The organism is Ornatilinea apprima (assembly GCF_001306115.1).
Classification (GTDB): domain Bacteria; phylum Chloroflexota; class Anaerolineae; order Anaerolineales; family Anaerolineaceae; genus Ornatilinea; species Ornatilinea apprima.
Genome location: NZ_LGCL01000004.1, coordinates 62,412 through 80,828, shown reverse-complemented (window position 1 = coordinate 80,828; position 18,417 = coordinate 62,412). Strand labels below are relative to the sequence as shown.

The 18,417-nt window shown below is 58.2% G+C and carries 15 protein-coding genes and 1 tRNA gene; 6 read left to right on the top strand and 10 right to left on the bottom strand.

Going from position 1 to position 18,417, the window contains the following annotated elements:
• Position 1: 1 nt before the first annotated feature.
• Positions 2-1,135 (top strand): GNAT family N-acetyltransferase, encoded by a 1,134-nt coding sequence (locus tag ADN00_RS01685; protein ID WP_075061222.1) that lies wholly within the window; start codon positions 2-4, stop codon positions 1,133-1,135.
• A gap of 246 nt (positions 1,136-1,381) precedes the next feature.
• On the opposite strand, the gene ADN00_RS01680 is transcribed toward ADN00_RS01685, so the two are convergent.
• A complete protein-coding gene (locus tag ADN00_RS01680) occupies positions 1,382-2,335 on the bottom strand; it encodes an alpha/beta hydrolase (protein ID WP_082389791.1) in 954 nt (317 codons plus the stop codon).
• A 23-nt stretch (positions 2,336-2,358) separates the two neighbouring features.
• On the opposite strand from ADN00_RS01680, the gene ADN00_RS01675 reads away from it, so the two are divergent.
• From ADN00_RS01675 to ADN00_RS01665, 3 genes are all read left to right on the top strand, one after another.
• A tRNA-Pro gene (locus ADN00_RS01675) sits at positions 2,359-2,431 on the top strand.
• A 67-nt stretch (positions 2,432-2,498) separates the two neighbouring features.
• Entirely contained in the window at positions 2,499-3,233 is a 735-nt protein-coding gene (locus tag ADN00_RS01670; protein WP_236691460.1) for a dolichyl-phosphate beta-glucosyltransferase, read from the top strand.
• A 1-nt stretch (position 3,234) separates the two neighbouring features.
• Complete coding sequence (locus ADN00_RS01665) at positions 3,235-3,903, top strand: ribonuclease HII (protein ID WP_075061219.1); 669 nt, start codon at positions 3,235-3,237, stop codon at positions 3,901-3,903.
• A 72-nt stretch (positions 3,904-3,975) separates the two neighbouring features.
• Here ADN00_RS01665 and ADN00_RS01660 read toward each other — a convergent pair whose 3' ends face one another.
• The 3 genes from ADN00_RS01660 to ADN00_RS01650 form a co-directional block, all read right to left on the bottom strand.
• Positions 3,976-6,801, bottom strand: a complete 2,826-nt coding sequence (locus tag ADN00_RS01660; RefSeq protein WP_152966217.1) for a cation-translocating P-type ATPase — start codon at positions 6,799-6,801, stop codon at positions 3,976-3,978.
• Positions 6,802-6,855: 54 nt separating this feature from the next.
• Positions 6,856-8,124, bottom strand: coding sequence for a glucose-1-phosphate adenylyltransferase (locus ADN00_RS01655; protein ID WP_075061218.1), 1,269 nt, complete (start codon positions 8,122-8,124; stop codon positions 6,856-6,858).
• A 217-nt stretch (positions 8,125-8,341) separates the two neighbouring features.
• Positions 8,342-8,989, bottom strand: coding sequence for a transaldolase family protein (locus ADN00_RS01650; RefSeq protein ID WP_075061217.1), 648 nt, complete (start codon positions 8,987-8,989; stop codon positions 8,342-8,344).
• A gap of 266 nt (positions 8,990-9,255) precedes the next feature.
• On the opposite strand from ADN00_RS01650, the gene ADN00_RS01645 reads away from it, so the two are divergent.
• Positions 9,256-10,587: a ferredoxin reductase family protein gene (locus tag ADN00_RS01645; protein WP_075061216.1), complete on the top strand. Its 1,332-nt coding sequence runs from the start codon at positions 9,256-9,258 to the stop codon at positions 10,585-10,587.
• Here the strand turns inward: ADN00_RS01645 and ADN00_RS01640 are convergent.
• Positions 10,584-11,003 (bottom strand): secondary thiamine-phosphate synthase enzyme YjbQ, encoded by a 420-nt coding sequence (locus ADN00_RS01640; RefSeq protein ID WP_075061215.1) that lies wholly within the window; start codon positions 11,001-11,003, stop codon positions 10,584-10,586. The two genes, ADN00_RS01645 and ADN00_RS01640, sit on opposite strands and share 4 nt — an antisense overlap.
• Positions 11,004-11,024: 21 nt before the next feature.
• Positions 11,025-12,935 (bottom strand): ABC-F family ATP-binding cassette domain-containing protein, encoded by a 1,911-nt coding sequence (locus ADN00_RS01635; protein ID WP_075061214.1) that lies wholly within the window; start codon positions 12,933-12,935, stop codon positions 11,025-11,027.
• Between the two features lie 140 nt (positions 12,936-13,075).
• On the opposite strand from ADN00_RS01635, the gene ADN00_RS01630 reads away from it, so the two are divergent.
• Positions 13,076-13,738, top strand: a complete 663-nt coding sequence (locus ADN00_RS01630) for a deoxynucleoside kinase (protein ID WP_075061213.1) — start codon at positions 13,076-13,078, stop codon at positions 13,736-13,738.
• A gap of 49 nt (positions 13,739-13,787) precedes the next feature.
• On the opposite strand, the gene ADN00_RS01625 is transcribed toward ADN00_RS01630, so the two are convergent.
• From ADN00_RS01625 to ADN00_RS01605, 4 genes are all read right to left on the bottom strand, one after another.
• Positions 13,788-14,048 (bottom strand): stage V sporulation protein S, encoded by a 261-nt coding sequence (locus ADN00_RS01625; RefSeq protein WP_075061212.1) that lies wholly within the window; start codon positions 14,046-14,048, stop codon positions 13,788-13,790.
• Positions 14,049-14,717: 669 nt separating this feature from the next.
• The gene (locus tag ADN00_RS01615) at positions 14,718-15,731 is read right to left on the bottom strand and encodes a hypothetical protein (protein WP_075061210.1); all 1,014 of its coding nucleotides are present in this window, start codon (positions 15,729-15,731) and stop codon (positions 14,718-14,720) included.
• Positions 15,732-15,781: 50 nt separating this feature from the next.
• Positions 15,782-16,435 (bottom strand): deoxynucleoside kinase, encoded by a 654-nt coding sequence (locus ADN00_RS01610; RefSeq protein WP_075061209.1) that lies wholly within the window; start codon positions 16,433-16,435, stop codon positions 15,782-15,784.
• Positions 16,436-16,631: 196 nt separating this feature from the next.
• Positions 16,632-18,416 carry a M3 family oligoendopeptidase gene (locus ADN00_RS01605; protein ID WP_075061208.1) on the bottom strand — a complete coding sequence of 595 codons (1,785 nt, stop codon included), beginning with the start codon at positions 18,414-18,416 and terminating at the stop codon, positions 16,632-16,634.
• Position 18,417: the final 1 nt, after the last annotated feature.

Here is an 18,417-nt window from a genome sequence, read left to right as displayed (position 1 = left end):
CATGCCAACCATAACCATCAAACCCGCGCAAACCGCCCGCGAGCGGCGTATCTTCCTCACCTTGCCGTGGAAAATTTATCGCCGCGACCCGCTGTGGGTGCCGCCCCTGCTGCCAGACCGGCGCAAAGCCATCGACCCGCGCCGGGGGGTGTTCTTCCGGCGCGGCGGTGAAGCCGAATTCTTCATCGCCTGGCGCGGCGGCCAGCCGGTGGGGACGATCTGCTGCGCGGTGGACCACCCGTCCAACCGTGAGACCGGCCTGCAAGAGAGCGTTTTTGGCTTCTTTGAATGTATTGACGATGGGGATGTGGCGCGCGCCCTGTTTGATCACGCCACCGCCTGGGCGCGCCAGCGCGGGCTGAGCTCAATCACCGGGCCGTTTCACCTGGATTATGAGGACAGCTACGGCGTGCTGATCGAAGGCCGTGACCGCCCGCCGGCGATTCTGTGCGGGCACACTCCCGCCTATTACCAGACTTTTTTTGAATCGTACGGTTTTACGCCCTCGCGCGGCGACAATATCGCCTTCGCCCTGGATCTCAATAAGCCATCCCCGGCGCTGGATCGCCTGGCGCAGGGCGCGCAGCGGGCGCGCGAGCAGGGGCGTTTCACCGTCCGCGCGGCGCGTTTTGCCGAATGGGAAGCCGAAATTGACCGCGTGCACCCGCTGATCAACGCCGCCCTGGCGCACCTGCCGGACCACCGCCCGTGGCCGCGCGAGGCGCTGCAAGAGTCCTTCGCGCCCTTCAAGCAAATTGCCGACCCTGAGCTGATTCTATTTGTGGAAGAGCAGGGCAAAGTGGTGGGGTTTTTCCCCGGTGTGCCTAACCTGAATGAGGCGCTGATCCATGCCAACGGACTGCGCTACCCGTGGAACTATCTGCAGCTCGCCTGGTGGATGCGCCAGCCGGTGCGCTGTTTGGCGGTGAAGAGCGTGCTGGTCTACCCTGAATATTGGAGCAGCGGCGCGTCGCTGCTGCTGTTCGATGAGATGCTGAGCCGCGCCCGCGCGCGCGGGTACTGGTGGGCCGATTTATCGCTGACGTCAACAGATAATCCCAAAACGCCCATGCTGGCCGAGCGGCTGGGAGCGAAGATCTATAAGCGCTACCGGGTATACCGTCTGGAAGTGTAAAAAAGGCGCGCTTGTTCGGGCGGACGGCCATCCGCCCCTACGGAAGAACGTTTCTCTTGTAGGGCTGTGGTGAGGGCGGTCCGTCTGTTTTGAGGTCGAGCAGTCTCAAACCGCCCGAAACCCGCCGTTTGTTGGTTGGTCAATCACAATTGACCGCCTCTTGTGTAGGGGCGCAAGGCCTTGCGCCCGTTTTTTGGGTGCCTGCACCCATGTTTTTCGCCCACTGGGATGCCTGCGCCCGGCGGTTTATTGCGGGGGCGCGATCTGCGCGGCGTACCAGGCCATGTATTCCGGCATGTGCGCGGCCCAGTATTCATTATTGTGCGCGCCATCCGCTTGCAGCCAGAGATGGTCAATCTCATATTCTTCCAACAAACGCACAAACCGCTGCGCGCCGCTGAAATAACGGTCGCTTGTGCCAGTATCGACATATACCCGCGGAACCTGACCTTCGGGCGTGAGACCGAGCAAATAAAACAGGCGGTAATCGCTGAACGGTGGGTTGGGAATGCTGTGCGCGCCCACGGCCGAAACCGTGCCGGGGTTCTCAAACGCCAGCAGCGCCGCCCAGCCCGCCCCGCGCGAGATGCCGCCGATGGCGCGGCAGCGTGCCTCTCCGCAGGCGTTTGCTTCCGCGCTGAGCCAGGGCAGCAGCCCCTGAATGAGCGCGCTGCCATATTTCGAATCGAGATAATCTTGCAGGTAATATTCCTCGCGCGGCATGGCCACGATAAAGGGCGCGGCCTGTTTGCTGGTGATGAGATGGTCGGCGGCTTGCGGCAGGTTCAAATCCAACCACTGTTCGTGAGTATACGACTGGCCGTGCAAGAGAATCACCAGCGGGTAGGGCGTCTCCGCGGTGGGGTCGTAACAGGGCGGGAGATACAGATTCACCGTGATCGGCTTGGGGAAAAGCTCCGTCTCAAAGACGCGCGTCTCCACCCGCCCATTCGGCTCCTGGCAGCCAACTGGGGTGGGCGTGGCCGGGATGGGGCTGGGGGTGGCGGTTGGCGGCACAGGGGTCGCGGTGTCTACGGGAAGGGTCGCCGAGGCCGTCTGCGTCAAGACAGCCGGCCGCGCGAATATTACCCTGGGGGCAAAAGGCGGGCGACAGGCGCTGAGCAGAGACACGGCGGCCAGACTGACCAGAAAGAGAGCAATGTTTCTTCGGGTGAATGGCTTCCTTGACGTTTGGCGCATATTCGGATTATACTCTAACGCGCCGGGGTGTAGCGCAGTTGGCAGCGCACCGTGTTTGGGACGCGGGGGTCGGCGGTTCGAGTCCGCCCACCCCGACAGGCACCGCCAGACGCCGAAATGCGCGAGGCGGTTGTTTCTTAAGGTTCTATAGGGACAAATTGCATTGGATAAGCCGTTTCTGTCAATCATCATACCCGCTCACAATGAAGAGAACCGTCTTCCTCAAACCCTGGAGGAAATCGACCGGTTTATTCAATCCCAAGCCTATGCAGTGGAAGTGCTGGTAATCGAAAACGGCAGCCGCGACCGCACCTTTGAACTGGCGCGAGAATACGCGGCGCGCATGCCCTTTCTGCATGTGTTTCAAGAAACGGCGCGCGGCAAAGGGCTGGCCGTGAAGCGTGGCATGCTGGAAGCGCGCGGCGACTACCGCTTCATCTGCGACGCGGACCTGTCCATGCCCATCGCCGAAGTTAACCGCTTTTTGCCCCCCCAACTGCAAGACCCGCATGTGGTTATTGGCTCGCGTGAAGCGCCAGGCGCAGTGCGCTACAACGAACCGGCCTACCGCCATTTCATCGGGCGCATCTTCAACATGATGGTGCGCGTTCTGGCCTTACCCGGTCTGCAAGACACGCAGTGCGGGTTTAAGCTGTTCAGCGCCGAGGTGGCCGAAAAAGTGTTTCCTTTGCAAACGCTGGCTGGCATGTCGTTCGATGTGGAAGTGCTCTACATCGCGCGCATGATGGGCTACCCGATTGTTGAAGTGGCCATTCCCTGGTATTTCAGCGCTGAAAGCCGCGTGCGCCTGTTTGAAGACTCGATGCGCATGGCCGGAGACCTGCTGACCATCCGGCGCAACGCCCGCCAGGGAGTATATTCTCCCGTCCCCCGCTAACATGAAAGCCGAAATTCCCCCACAAACCCGCTACCCAGACCTGGAACAGGAAAAGCAGCTCTGGCAGCGTGGAGTTGTGCGCGCCGCCGGCCTGGACGAAGCCGGGCGTGGAGCGTGGGCCGGGCCGGTCTGCGCGGCAGCGGTGATTCTGCCCGCTGAGGAGAGCGTACTGGAAACGTTGAGCGGGGTGCGCGACTCCAAGCTGATGACCGCCCGCCAGCGCGCGGAATGGGCGCCGCGCGTTCAAAACGCGGCGGCTGCCTGGGGCGTTGGCTGGGCCTCCAACGATGAAATTGACGCGCAGGGCATCCTGCCGGCCACCCGCCTGGCCATGCGCCGCGCGATCGAGGCGCTGGGGCTGCCCCCCGAACACCTGCTGATCGACGCCGTCAGGCTGCGCGATCTACCCCTGCCGCAAACGGTCTTAATCAAAGGCGACTGGCGCTGCCTGAGCATTGCCGCGGCGGCCGTGCTGGCCAAAACCGCCCGCGACGCGCTGATGGCCGGGTTGGATTCGCAGTACCCCGGCTACGGTTTTGCCCAGCACAAGGGCTACGGCACGCGCCGGCACCAGTCTGCGTTGGACGCGTTGGGGGCCTGCGCGCTTCACCGCCGGTCGTACGCGCCCCTGCGCGCCCGTCTGCTGCCCGCGGACGAATCCTTGAATTGACCCCCTATGGCAAAGAAATGAAAAGACGCGCCAGCGAACCGGCGCGTCTTTTGGTTTTGGTTAAGCGTCTGCCTAGGCGTTGCTGTAGTTGCGGCGCAGGAAGACTTTGGTAATTTCAGCCACAACCGAGGGCACGAACAGCAGCGGAATGGCTTCGGCCAGCTCGAGCGGGTTGAGCGGCACGGTGTCGAACACACCCTGCAAGAAGGGAACGTAGACGACCATGATCACCAGCACAAAGGAAACCAGGAACGCGTAGTTCATCCACTTGTTGGAGAAGATGCCGATCTTGAAGAGCGGGTAGTACTCCGAGCGGGCGGTGTAGGCGCGCAGCAGCTCCGAAAGACTGAGGGTTACAAAGGCCATCGTTTCGGCCAGGCGGCGGTCGCCGGGGCTCATGCTCAGACCCAGATAGAAGGCCGTGAGGGTTACCGCGGTGATGGCTATAGTCTGGATGACGATGCCGATCCACATGGGTTTATTTATAATGTTCTCATCGGTCGGGCGCGGATTCTGCTTCATAATATCCGGGTCGCCCTTTTCCATGGCCAGCGCCAGCGCCGGAGCGCCGTCTGTAAGCAGGTTGAGCCACAGCAGCTGGATGGCAGCCAGGGGTGAGAAACCGCTCACCATAGTCGCGATGAAGATGGTGGCAATTTCGGCCAGGTTACAAGAAAGCAGGAAGTAGACAAACTTGCGGATGTTCGAGTAGATGATGCGGCCTTGCTCAATCGCCGAAACGATACTGGCATAGTTGTCATCGGTCAGCACCATATCGGCAGTTTCTTTGGCCACATCGGTGCCGGTGATGCCCATCGACACGCCAATATCGGCGCGCTTGATGGCCGGGGCGTCGTTGACGCCGTCGCCGGTCATAGCCACCACTTCGCCGTTCCCACGCAGCGCGTCTACAATGCGCATCTTATGCTCGGGCGAAACGCGGGCGAACACGTCGGTTACTTTGACACGCTCGCGCAGGGTGGCATCATCCATTTCGTTCAGTTCGTTTCCGGTCAGCACCTGGCGACCGGGCTGCAGCAGGCCGATATTCTCCGCAATCGCTTTTGCAGTGTTGGGGTAATCGCCGGTGATCATGATGGTGCGAATGCCAGCGCCGCGCGCTTCCAGCAGGGCGGGTTTCACTTCGGCACGCGCCGGGTCAATCATACCAACCATACCCGCGAAGATCAGGTCTTTTTCCAGTTCTTCGCTCTTGACCTCTTCGGGCATCACGTCCACAATGCGGTACGCCAGACCCAGCACGCGCAGGGCGTCTTTGGTCATATTATCGTTGGCGGCGAGGATCATCTGGCGGGCTTCATCATCCAGCGGTTTGGACTCACTCTCGCCCACCGCGTAGCGGTTACACAGGCCCAGCACTACATCGGGCGCGCCTTTGACCGCGATGGTATACAGGCGGCGTTCTTCTTCCTTGCCGTGGAAGGGGGAAATATCGTCGTGCGCCGGTTCTTTTACGGCGTGAATGGTTACCATGCGTTTGCGGGATGAATCAAAGGGGATCTCCTGCTCGCGCGGGTAAGCCTGGTTCATCTTCGAGGCAAACGCGCCCGCCTTGGCTGCCGCCACCAGAATACTACCTTCAGTGGGGTCGCCAATCATGCGGTAATTATTGTTGCCGTCCTCACCGGTTACCTGTTCCAACTCAGCGTCGTTGTTGAGCACGCCCAGCCAGAGGGTGTTGGTGTGGGCCGGGTAATCATCCACTTTGATCGTTTGGCCGTTCACCAGGAAATCGCCGTGCACGCTGTAGCCCGAGCCGGTTACTTCCATAAAATCGCCGTTGGCCCAAATGCGGGTAACGGTCATTTCGTTTTGGGTCAGGGTGCCGGTTTTATCGGTGCAGATTACCGTGGCGGAACCGAGGGTTTCCACCGAGGCCAGGCGGCGAATGAGGGCGTGGCGGCGAACCATCTCACGCATACCCAGCGCCAGGCTGATGGTTACCACAGCCGGCAGTCCTTCGGGCACGGCGGCAATCGCCAGGCTGACGGCCACCATGAACATCTCGCGTACTACGTCCCAGCTAAACTCTCCGGCGCGCAGCACACCAGCCACAAACACCAGGGCGCAAACCGCCAGCGCGCCGTAACCCAACAGCTTGCCCAGGTCTTCCAGGCGCTGCTGCAGGGGGGTCTGCTCTTCGTCCACGCTTTGCAGCATGTCAGCAATCATACCCAGTTGGGTGTTCATGCCAATCGAGGTTACCAGACCGCGGCCGCGGCCATAGGTAACCGTGGTGCCCATGAAAGCAGTGTTTTTCCGGTCGCCCAGGGGAATATCTTTTTCAAGATGCAGGGTGGCGTTCTTCTCCACCGGCACCGATTCGCCGGTCAGCGCGGCTTCGTCGATGCGCATGTTGACCGCCTCAATCAGGCGCAGGTCGGCGGGGATGAAGTTGCCCGCTTCGAGGAAGACAATGTCGCCCGGAACCAGCTCGTGCGCCGGCACGGTAACACGCTTGCCGTCACGCAGTACCTGCGCTTCGGGCGCGGCCATGCGCTTGAGGGCTGCCAGAGCTTCTTCGGCGCGGCTTTCTTGAACCACGCCCAGAATGGCGTTCAACAACACAATCGCCATAATGGCAACGGCTTCCACCACGTCTCCCAATGCCAGCGAGATCACCGCCGAGACGATCAGCAGAATAATGATGAAATTATTCAACTGTGCAAAAATCATTTGCAAGAAGGTGGGGCGCGGTTTTTCTTTAAGCTGGTTGGCGCCGTAAATTTCCTGACGTTTGGCAACTTCTTCCGAGGTCAGGCCGTGGCTGATCGGCGACTCGAGTTTCTCAAGTGCTTGATCAGCAGTCAACGCATGCCAGGATATTTCCAGATCCTCTGGCACCCGTTTCAATATGGATACCTCTTTTTCCGACATATTGGGTTGCTCTCCTAAAACAATGATAATCAACAGCAAAAAGCTGATACCACACTAAACCTGCGGGGAAATCCGCGTTCCTTCTGGAATTTCGGTGTTTTTGGGGATGACCACAATTCCATCGCGCACAACATACAACTCGTCATCCAGGTCTTCCACATCCGTAAATGGCTCGATGACCACGTTGTTGCCGATGCGCACATTCTTGTCCAAAATCGCACCGCTGATCTGGCAGTTCTCGCCAATTCCCAGCGGGAGGGTGCTTTCACGGTAGTCTTCTGCTGAATCGCCGTAATAATCCGCGCCCATCATGATGGTGTCGCGCAGCACGGAACCTTTGCGAATCTGACTGCGTAAGCCGATCACCGAGTGAATCACCTCGGCGCTTTCAATGCAGCAGCCCTCAGAGACAAAAGCCTTATCCAGGCGGGTGTTCTGGATGTTGGAACCGGGCAAAAAGCGCGCGTGCGTGTAAATGGGGTTGACCGGGTCAAAGAAATTGAAGGGCGGGTTTGGGTCACACATACGCAGATTGGTGTCGTAAAACGAGCGAATGGTTCCAATATCTTCCCAGTAGCCGTCAAAATCGTAGCCGAAAACGGTGTGGGTCTTGATCGCCAGGGGAATGATATCGCCGCCAAAATCGTCGAGGTGCGAATACTTCTGCAGCAGCTTGACCAGCACGTCGGTCTTGAACAGATAAATACCCATCGAACCCAGGAAAGGTCTCTCAGGGTCGTCGCGGCTGACCAGGTCGGCCAGCACATCGGGGTCTTTGGGTTTTTCGGCAAATCGGGTAATGTGATAATCGGGATCGCGCTTGAGAATGCCAAAACGCCCGGCATCGTCTTTGCGAATGGGCTGCACCGCGATGGTGATATCGGCGTTGTTCTTTTCGTGGAAATCATACATGGCGGCGTAATCCATACGGTAGAGGTGGTCGCCGGCCAGAATCAAAACATTTTCGGTGTGAGAGGAAAGAATTTCAAAAATTTGCTTGCGCACCGCGTCTGCCGTGCCCTGGTACCAGCCTGCGTTCTGCATGGTCTGCTCGGCGGCCCAAATTTGCACCCAACCGGTATGAAAAACATCAAAATTATAGGTATGCACAATGTGGCGGTGAAGGGAAACGGAATTGAACTGCGTGAGAATGGCAACTTTGTAAATACCGGAATTAATACAATTGCTGATGGGAATATCAATCAAGCGGTATTTTCCACCAATCGGAACCGCCGGTTTCGAACGGTTTTTGGTCAGCGGGTATAAACGGCTTCCGCGGCCGCCACCCAAGATCACAGCTAATACTTTTGTTGATTGTGGCATTTTCCTTCTCCCTGGATGCTTCCCAACAAAATATATTGATCGATCCATCTTCTCCCATGATAAAGAATAACCGAGAACCCTCTGGAAGTCAAATCCAACCGAGGGGGGATTCTGAATCTGTTTCACTTGCCGCGACTGTTAAAAAAACAGCGCGGGGAACGATCATTCTCACGCGCTGCAACGAGATCGGAGTGGTAATGGGAGAATGCCGGTGGCGTTATTCTTCCAGCAGACCAGAACCGGTTTCCTGAAAAGCTTCCACATCTTTGAGAGTTGGTTCGTAGGCACCAATTTGCGCCAGCACCTCAAAGGGCACGGTGAGATGGGTTATGCCAGCCATGCGCACAGCGTAAATCTCTTCAAGCGATTTGATGCTGGCGGCAATAATCTGCGTGGACGTGCCCGCCAGGGCGCGCACCAATTCCGCGGCCAGTTGGTGTCCATCTTCCAGGCGGCGCAGCGCGCGGTCGTGGTAGAAGATGAGATACTGCGCCCCGGCCGCGTTGGCCGCCAGCGCCTGGGCGGTGTGATAGACAGTGGTAACCGCCACCGGCTGGTGCGGAGAAAGGCGCGCGCAGGCCGCCAGTCCGGCGGTTGTCGCCGGAATTTTCAGCACCAAGCGCTCTTGCAGCAGCTGGCGCGCGCGGTCGGCTTCGCGCAGCATGTTATCCAGATCGGGCGCGGTGAGCTGGTAAAAAACGGGCACGCCGGGCATGGCGGCCGCCAGGTTGAGCAGGGTGGTTTCGGGGGGATATTCGCTGCGGGTCAGCAGGCTGGGGTTGGTGGTGATCCCTTTCACCCAGCCCCATTCAGCCACCTTTTTTGCCTGCTCCACATTGGCAGAATCGAGATAAAAGGCTTTCATACCGTCCTTGCGATTATGTTGCGGTGGATTCTAATTTGCCTGTAAGGTTGATTTGATTGTATCAGTTTTTATCGGCGGAGGCTACCAGGGCAGGCTGGCTTTCAAGGCGATTGCTGCTTTTTTCACCTTTCCCTCCCTGAGACGGGCCGAGGGTAGAACCGATTTGCAAGCGCGCCGCTCAACAAAGTACATACGCTTGACAATGGTTTGACATAAAAATAAGATTTAATTGACCTTATTTATAGTTCTACGAACAGGAGGCCTGTGTGAATACCTCTAAAACCCTTTGGATTGCTATTTATTTTCTCAGTCCGCTGCTGCCGATTGGGCTGATCCTGGCGGCGCAGCCATACGCGCTGAACAGCACGCCCCTCCTGCTCTCGATGGTGTTGGGCGCGTCCGCTTACACCTTTCTCTCCTGGCAGTTTGTGCTCAGCGCGCGCCCGCCGTTCGTAGAGAAACTCTTTGGGCAAGACAAGCTGTACCGCTTTCACGCGGTGATGGCAGTGGTCAGTTTTGTGTTGGGCTTTGCCCACCGCCAGATTAAAGTGCTGGTGTTTAACCGGCAGGTGTTAATTTCGACCATTGCGCTGATCCTGCTGGCGGCGGTGATTGTGGCCAGCCCCCTCTTCTTGATCGATTTGAAACCCAAACCGGTGGCCGCGATCAAGCGCTTCTCGGCGCGCGTCTTCCGTCTTAAACGCCGCACGGTCAAGCGCATTCACAACCTCACCCTGCTGATCAGCGGCCTGCTGCTGGTGCATGTTTTGGACAGCACCAGCGCGGAACAGTCGGTTGCGGCACGGGCGGTGTATATCGCCTATTTCGCGGTGGGAATGGGCTTTTACCTGTATCACCAGGTGCTGCGGCGCTGGCTGTTGAAGAGCCGCGCCTGGCGAGTGGAAGAAGTTACCGAGAGCGCGCCGAATATCCACACCATCAAAGTTGCTCCTCAGCGGGGCAAGCGCTTTGACTACCAGCCGGGGCAGTTCGCCTTTTTGCGGGTGTTCAGCCCGCGCATCGAGAGCGAAGAACACCCCTTCACCATCTCTTCCAGCCCCACCCAGCCGGGATACCTGACCTTCACCGTTAAAACCTCAGGAGACTACACCAGCCAGGTCGGGCAGATTCAGCCCGGTGACGCGGTAGCGGTGGACGGCCCGTATGGCGTGTTCTCGTACCTGCGCCACAAACCACAAGGCAAAATTGTGATGATCGCCGGGGGAATTGGCGTTACCCCCCTGTTAAGCATGCTGCGCTACATGCGCGACGCCGACCCCAATCACAACGTGCAGTTGATCTGGGGCGTGCAGCGCGAAGATGAACTGGTCTATCGCGAAGAGGTGGAAGGACTGAAAAGCACGCTGGCACAGTTTGAATGGGTGCCGGTCATGTCAAACCAGCCAGATTGGCCGGGCGAGAAAGGTTTTATCACCCGCGAGCTGGTCGAAAAATATGCTGTGAAAGCGGGCGAAGACCCGCGCGCGATGGACTTCTACGTCTGCGGGCCGCCGGTGATGATGGAGAAAGTGATTCCCATGCTGCAAGGCATGGGCGTGCCGAACAGCCGCCTTCACTTTGAGCGCTTCGGGTTCTAAACGTCCAGCACGCGCAGCAGCACCGAGCGCGCTTGGGGATGATTGCGGTGCTCAAACAGGTAGATGCCCTGCCAGGTGCCCAGGCTGAGCGCGCCGTCATCGATGGGAATGGTGAGGCTGGGCTGGGTAAGCATGGCGCGAATGTGCGACGGAGAATCATCCGCGCCTTCCAGAGTGTGCCGGAACCAGGTCTGGTTTTCGGGCACCAGGCGTTCCATAAAGGTTTCCAGATCCATTTTGGCGGTGGGATCGTAATTCTCACTGATCACCAGCGAAGCGGAGGTGTGCTGCACATAGAGGCAGCACAACCCTTCGCGCGCGCCCCAGCGGCGCAGGCGCTCGGTTACCAGAGGGGTAAATGGATAGAGTCCCTTGCCGTGGGTGCGGATGGTGAGGGTGTCTTTATACCAGTTCATCTCCACCTTCTTCAGGGAAAATCAGGCGGTCTCATCGGCCAGGGTGCTCCAGCGGGAGAGTTTGGCGTCCATGTCGTGCTGCACCTGCTGGTACTCCGCGCCGAGCTGGTGCGCCTGGTCGGGGGTGAGGCCAGCGTTTTCAAACAGGCGGGTGATCTCGGCCAGGCGGTTTTCCAACCCGGCGATCTCATCTTCCAGCTTTTCCATCTGGCGGGCGCGCTCGCGCTCGCGGTTGTTGGAGCGCTGCCCGGTTGGTTTGGGGCGCGCGGCAACAGGAACTTTTTCGGGGACGGCTTTTTCTGGCAGCTGCGCCTCGGTCTCGGCCTGGCGGGCGGCGCGGTACTGGCTGTAGGTGCCGTTGAAGACGTGCAGGGTCTCTTCTTTGGGATCCACTTCCCACACCTGAGTGGCCAGCTTGTCGATCAAATAGCGGTCGTGCGAGACGAGCAGAATGGTGCCCTGGAATTCGGCCATCACATTCTGCAGCACCTCCTGCGAGGGCAAGTCGAGGTGGTTGGTAGGCTCGTCCAGCAGCAGCAGGTTGGCATTCTGCAGGGCCAGCACGGCCAGGGCTAAACGCCCGCGCTCGCCGCCGGAGAGCATTTTTACCACCTTAAACACATCATCTCCGGTGAAGAGGAACTTGGCCAGATAGTCGCGTATGCTGGCGGGCAGCAGGTGCGGCGCGGCACGCTCAATCTCTTCCATCAAGGTGTGCTCAGGGTTCAGCCCTTCATGCGCCTGGGCAAAGTATCCGATGTGCAGGTTGGCGCCCATCAGCACCTCGCCGGCGTAACAGGGCAATTTACCCAGCAGGGTCTTCAGGAAGGTGGTTTTGCCCGCGCCGTTGGGACCGATGATGGCGGCGCACTCGCCGCGTTTGAGCAGCAGGTCGGGCACCTGAAAGAGCGGGCGGCCTTCGTCGGCATAGCCAATGCTAAGGTTTTCACTGCGCAGCACCAGATCGCCGGAGCGGGCGGCGGCGGCGAGATTCAAATACAGCGAGCGCGCCTGGGTGGGCGGGGCGATCTGCGCTTCTTCCAGCAGACGTTCCAGCCGCTTGCGGCGGCCCTGCGCCTGGCGAGTGTTCTGGCCGGCGATGTTGCGGCGGATGTATTCTTCTTCTTTTTCAATAAAGGCTTGCTGCGACTGGTATTCCGCCAGCAGGCGCTGGTAGCGCTCTTCACGCTGGTCGAGGTAGGCGCTGTAATTGCCGCGGTAGACTTCAAGGGCGGGTGTCAGCTCCCAGATGTGGTTCACCACCTGATCGAGGAAGTAGCGGTCGTGTGAGACGATCAGCACCGCGCCAGGGAAGTCGCGCAGGTACGATTCCAGCCACTCAATCGCGGCAATATCCAGATGATTGGTGGGTTCGTCCAGCAGCAGCAGATCGGGGTCAGAAAGCAGCAAGCGCGCCAGCAGAGCGCGGGTGCGCTCGCCGCCAGAAAACTGCTCCATCGGGCGGTGATAATCGCCGGGAACAAAGCCCAGACCGGTGAGGGTCATGCGTATGCGCGTCTCGTAGGTGTAGCCGCCGCGCAGTTCAAAGGTCTCTTGCAGGCGGCCGTACTCGGCCAGCAGAGCGTCGTGATCCTGAGATGGGTCGCTCATGGCGTTTTCCAGCTCATGCAGGCGGCGCTGCAGGGTAATCAGGTCATCGAAAATGGTAAGGCATTCCTGCCACAGGCTGTGCGAGGTCTCAAAGCGCGCTTCCTGGGGCAAATAGCCCATCTTGAGGCCGCGCGAGCGGGTGAGGCTGCCGGCGCTGGGCTCTTCCAAACCGATCATCACGCGCAGCAGCGTGGTTTTGCCCACGCCGTTGGCCCCCACCATGCCTATGCGCGCGCGGTGAGGGATGCTGAAACTGAGGTCCGAGAAAATATCATCTGGACCGTAGGCTTTGCTGAGTCCGTTGGCGGTAAGGAGAGCCATGCGTGAAAAAACTCCAGGCGAAAATATCCGCGTGAAGTATAACATAGCCTGCCGTTTGGTTGATCATTGACGGCGGCGGGGGCGTGATATAATGCGATAAATACCGCTTCCATTTTTCCCTGCAAACCAAGAGGCAAGGCATGAAAAAATTTATCGCGATCGCCGGAAACATCGGCGTGGGAAAATCTACCCTGGCACGGCTGCTCAGCCAGCGGCTGGAATGGCAACCTTTCTACGAGCCGGTTACCGAAAACCCGTACCTGTCAGATTTCTACAAAGACATGCGCGCCTGGGGCTTTCACTCGCAGATCTTTTTCCTCTCCCACCGTTTGCAAATCCACCTGGACCTGGTCAATTACCCCGGTTCGGTAATTCAAGACCGCAGCATTTACGAAGACGCTGAGATTTTCGCGCAGAATTTGTTTTTGCAGGGGCACCTTTCGGAACGAGATTGGAAAACCTACTGGACGCTATACCAGTCGATGACCGAGTTCTTGCCCCCACCCGATCTGGTGATCTATCTGCGCGCTTCCGAAAAAACGCTGCTGGAGCGCATCTCGCACCGCAACCGCGATTATGAAAAGAAAATTCAGCCTGAATACCTGAAAGAACTGAACCAGTTGTATGAAAACTGGATCCACGGTTTTACACTGTGCCCGGTGCTCACCGTGCCAGCCGACGACCTGGATTACGTGGCGCATTCCAGGCACCTAGATTTAATTTTGACCAAAGTACAGGAGAAATTAATCGGCAAAGAAGTGGTGGTTTTCAATGCCGATGAAGTAAAAGCCAACAAGAATTAGCGTAAAAGCAACAGCCCGGCCAACAACCGGGCTTTTTATTGGGTTGCTTTTAACGCGGTTCTATGATGAGCTTGATCGCCGTGCGTACCTTCCCATCAATGTCCACGTCCACAAATTCCGGCATGCAAATGATCGGAATTCCGTCTTCTGCAAGGTAGCCCTTGGCCAGAACCAGTGCCTTTATCGCCTGATTCACCGCCCCCGCCCCAATTGCCTGAACCTCTGCATACTTGTGTTCTCTCATTACGCCCGCAATGGCCCCGGCCACTGCTGCAGTGCGAGAGTTGGCTTTTACTTTGATGACGTCCATTTTAACTCTCCCTTCAATCCTCGTTGACATAGTAGGTGAAAACGAATCACTTAACGCAAAGGGGCTATACCATTATGGACTATTAATACGGTATTTGTTAAAAAATTGTACAAGATTTAACCGATGGATTCAAGTGCCGGGCGCGGTTGCTGGTCTGGACAACAATAAATGCTCCGGCTTTTTGATGAATTAACACATTAAGACGAAATGAGAGAAATTTTATTACACGTTTTGTGGATCGGGTTTTATCCACGGTAAGTTATCCTTATTCCCTTTAATCTTTAATGGATTAACAGGTAGTTGTCGCCGTAGAGGTGTGGATAATGTGGATAACCGCCCGCTCTACCCATCAACACCCCATATCTGGGGGAAAACCTAAGGTCACCTTCTCTATTTTGCGAAATTTGAGCGGCGCGTTTGTACACAATCGCCTGTGGATAACCGGGAAAAGATTTCACATCTTTTTTCTTGGGCAAGAACAGCTTGGGGAGCAAATCCAGATATTGGGCGTGGTCAATCTATACCCCTATATCTGGGGGGTGTAAGTTTTAAGTTTATTCACAGATTAACTGGCTGCACAGAAAATTTCTCCACAGTTAACACCAGTTATCCACAGTTATGGACTGTTTATCCACAGATATACGCATAAAATTGGGGAAAAGTGGAAACTCAGGCGCGCTCAATGCCGTTTTTGGCAGCCCAGGTATCAAGGGTCTCTTCAACCCCATCCAGGTAGGCGTCCAGGGCGGCCAGGGATGCGTCCATATCTGCCGGGTTGAGCCCCAAATCTGCCAGGGAGGTTTGCCAGGTCTGCTGGGCGGCGGCGGGTTCCGCCAGGCTGCACACGGCGCGCGTCCAGACGCGCAGCAAAATCCAGGCCGCGGCGGCAGGCTGCTCGTTCCACAGCGCGTCAACGGCGTTGAGGTAATATACGCGGCGCTGTGGCAGCAGAACAGCCGGGCAGTCGGGCTGGCGGCCCAATTGCTCGAGGGCTGATTGACAGGCCGAGAGCAGAGTCTCGCGGCGATCCGCGGGCAGGGGGGCGGGCATGAACAAGTCAGTCAGACCCGAAGCCAGGCCGGGCCGCTGAAGCGCCTGGGCGCGGGCGGGAAATTCGAGCATGAAGCGCCGCTCGGTGAGCGGCAGGCCGGCCAGAATCGACACCGCGTTGGCGGCTTTTTCCAGGGCGCGCAGGTACTGCCAAAAGGTGAACGCCGGGTTCTCAAAACGCCCGGCGTGCAGATCAAACCAGATGGTGCGCGCCGCTTCGGCCATGGGCCAGGCGCGGCTCATCACATTTTCCGGCGCGTTATACTGTGAGCAGACGCTGGCCTGGGTAAATTCAAACCAGTGTTGTTGATCGTGCAGCACCAGCGGGCTAGCGCACATAAAGCCGCCCACCCAGGCGTCTTTGCGCAGCTTGCGCGGCTGGTTGAAGTAGGCTTGGGACAGGTGGCACAGGTCGATATGCACTTCGTTGGTGGCCTGAATGACCTCACGCGGGGCTTCTGGCGTGCTGCTGTGCACCAGCACCATATCGATATCCGCCGCGCCGCCCAACAGGGGTTCCTCTTTCAGCATAGACCCGGTGAGATAGACGCAGATAATATCGCGGCTGCGGTAGACCCGTTCGGCCACCGCGTTGCGCGCCAGCTTCATGAGCGTGTCTCGCGTGATTCGCATAGAATGGTTTCCCCTCCTGGTCAGTTACCGCCGGCTGATGTAAATTCAGGTCAGCTCGCGTCGCCCACCAGGGGCAGTTCGGGCTGGAAGGGCGGCAGGTGCAGCACCTGGCGAATGCGGTTCTCAATCGCGCTTAAATCTTCCGGGTTGCGCACAAAGTCGATATCGTTGGTATCGATGGCAAGCACCGGTATTGATAACTTCTCGGCCTGGTGAACGAAATAATCTTCGTAGGCCTGGTTGAGATCGGCAATGTAGTCGCGTTCCATCTGCCGCTCGTAGGGGCGGTCACGCAGGGCGATGCGCTGCATGAGCGTGCGGGTGGAGGCGCGCAGGTAAACCACCAGGTCGGGCGGGGTGATCTTCTCGCCCAGGGCTTCGTGGACACGGTAATACATTTCCAGCTCATCGCCGTGCAGGTTGATGCGCGCGAAGAGCGAATCTTTATCAAAGGTATAGTCACCGATGATGTGACGGCCTTGTTCCATCAGCGCCGGAACCCCTTTGTTCTGCTGGTGATAGCGGCTGAGCAGAAAGAAGATTTGCGTTTGGAACGCGTAACGGGCGCGGTCGCTGTAAAAATCATTCAAGAAGGGATTCTCTTCGAAGACTTCCAGCAGCAGGTTGGCCTCAAACGAGGGCTGAAGCAAGCGCGCCAGGGTGGTTTTCCCGACGCCAATGACACCTTCTATAACGAAATACATGACTTCTCCATCGATTATCCCCGCAGGCTCTGCGGGGAAGATTGGTTTGGTGCGAATAATATACCACACATTGCGCGGCGAGATTTCTAAAAAATCAACAATTCAACGATCATCGGGTGGGCGGCGAACGGGCGCAAATGATGAATCAAAAACCGGTCCCCGCATGGGAACCGGCCTGGTTGGAGCAAGAAAAAGGTTATTGGGGCATCGGCAGGGCTTCGAGCTGGGCGATCATGTCGCTGACCACGTCGAAACCGCCCTGCCAGAAAGCGGCCTGGCGCACGTCCACGCCGGCTTTGTCCAGCACGTCCATCGGCGCGGCCGAACCGCCCGCCGCCAGCAGGTCTATGTAGCGCGGTTTGAAGGCTTCGCCCTCAGCCTTGAACTGGCTGTAGAGCGAGAGCACCAGCAGCTGCCCGAAGGTATAGGCGTAGACATAGAACGGGGTGTGGTAAATGTGCGGGATGGAAACCCACTCCCAGCGGAACTCGTCGTTGATCTCTACCGCGTCGCCAAACTGCTCGCGCAGGTTCTTGAGGTAGGCGTCGGCCAGTTCATCCACCGAGGCGCCGTTCTTGATCATCTCGTGCGCTTTGCGCTCGAAGAGGGCAAAGTAAGCCTGGCGCAGAATGGTGGCGTAGTTGTCGTCCACCTGGGCAAAGAGCAGATCGCGGCGCACGGCCTCGTCGGTCTCTTCGGCCAGCAGGCGGTCAACCAGCATCATCTCGCCGAAGGTTGAGGCGGTCTCGGCCAGGGGCAGGCAGGCGTGGGCGGTGAAAATGCTGTGGTGCGCCGAGAGCATGTTGTGAATGGCATGCCCCAGCTCATGTGCCAGGGTGGAAACATCGTCGGTGCGCCCCTGATAGTTGACCAGCACGTAGGGGGTCATCTCGGGTACCACATAGGCGCAGAACGCGCCGCTGCGCTTGCCTTTTTGAATGGTGCTGTGCAGGTGCTTGTCGGCAAAGACGCGCTCAGCCAGCGAACCAAACCGGGGGTGGAACTCGTTGAAGGACGACAGCACCATATCGGCGGCCTGCTCAAACCCATAATGCTTATCCGAGACGGCTACCGGGGCGTAGACGTCGTAGCGACGCAGGCGCTCCACGCCCAGCCAACGCGCTTTGAGCTTGAAAAAGCGCTGGAAGACCGGGGCGTTCTTCTGGCAGACATCCAGCAGGGTGTTCACTACCTCATCGGGGATGTCGTTGGCCAGGTTGCGGGTGGCCATTGGGTTGGCAAAACCGCGCAGATCCACATTCTCGTTGCGCCAGTCGCGCACCAGGTTCTGGTAGATCTGGCCGAGAATGGGCGCGTCTTCACCGTAGACGCGGTACAACTCCTGGTAGGCGCGCGCGCGCAGATCGGGGTCGTGGTGGCGGGCGTAAACCATCAGCTCGCCGCGCGAAAGCTCTTTCACCTCGCCGTCCACTTCCAGCTTGAAGGTATAGCGGTTGGTGATGGTGGAGTAGATCATGTTCAGCGCGCTGGCGCCGGTTACGTCTTTAATGTTGATGATCTTTTCTTCCGGCTCGGTGAGGGTGAAGGGTTTGAATGAACGCATCTGCACCAGCCAGTAGCGGTAGTCGCCGCTGGCATCCAGCAGGCGCTGGGCATTCGCGTCGTCCAGATCTTTCCACCACAGGCTGAAGAAGAGCATGCGGTTGCTCAGCCCGGCCAGGAACTGGTCCACTTTGGCTTCCAAAGACTGGGCTGCCTGGTTTTGTGTGTCTTCCGAGTACCACAGCCCGCTGAAGCTGCCCAGGCGCGCGGCCAGGCGGTTGATCTCTTCCATCTTCTTGATGGTGGATAAGAACATCTCAGCCGAAATTTCGGGAACGAACTGCTCGCGGATTTTCTCAAATTCGGCGGTCAGGCTGTCGAGTTGGGTAAAGGCGGCTTCCAATTCGGGGCTGCCGGCCGCGGGGAACAGGTCGGCCAGGCTCCATTCGGTTTGAGGGTAAGCTTGGATTTTGCTCATG

Coding starts and splice junctions, on each gene's coding strand:
- ADN00_RS01685 (WP_075061222.1), top strand. CDS start 2: ATGCCAACCATAACCATCAAACCCGCGCAAACCGCCCGCGAGCGGCGT.
- ADN00_RS01680 (WP_082389791.1), bottom strand. CDS start 2,335: ATGCGCCAAACGTCAAGGAAGCCATTCACCCGAAGAAACATTGCTCTC.
- ADN00_RS01665 (WP_075061219.1), top strand. CDS start 3,235: ATGAAAGCCGAAATTCCCCCACAAACCCGCTACCCAGACCTGGAACAG.
- ADN00_RS01660 (WP_152966217.1), bottom strand. CDS start 6,801: ATGTCGGAAAAAGAGGTATCCATATTGAAACGGGTGCCAGAGGATCTG.
- ADN00_RS01655 (WP_075061218.1), bottom strand. CDS start 8,124: ATGCCACAATCAACAAAAGTATTAGCTGTGATCTTGGGTGGCGGCCGC.
- ADN00_RS01650 (WP_075061217.1), bottom strand. CDS start 8,989: ATGAAAGCCTTTTATCTCGATTCTGCCAATGTGGAGCAGGCAAAAAAG.
- ADN00_RS01640 (WP_075061215.1), bottom strand. CDS start 11,003: ATGAACTGGTATAAAGACACCCTCACCATCCGCACCCACGGCAAGGGA.
- ADN00_RS01635 (WP_075061214.1), bottom strand. CDS start 12,935: ATGGCTCTCCTTACCGCCAACGGACTCAGCAAAGCCTACGGTCCAGAT.
- ADN00_RS01630 (WP_075061213.1), top strand. CDS start 13,076: ATGAAAAAATTTATCGCGATCGCCGGAAACATCGGCGTGGGAAAATCT.
- ADN00_RS01625 (WP_075061212.1), bottom strand. CDS start 14,048: ATGGACGTCATCAAAGTAAAAGCCAACTCTCGCACTGCAGCAGTGGCC.
- ADN00_RS01615 (WP_075061210.1), bottom strand. CDS start 15,731: ATGCGAATCACGCGAGACACGCTCATGAAGCTGGCGCGCAACGCGGTG.
- ADN00_RS01610 (WP_075061209.1), bottom strand. CDS start 16,435: ATGTATTTCGTTATAGAAGGTGTCATTGGCGTCGGGAAAACCACCCTG.
- ADN00_RS01605 (WP_075061208.1), bottom strand. CDS start 18,416: ATGAGCAAAATCCAAGCTTACCCTCAAACCGAATGGAGCCTGGCCGAC.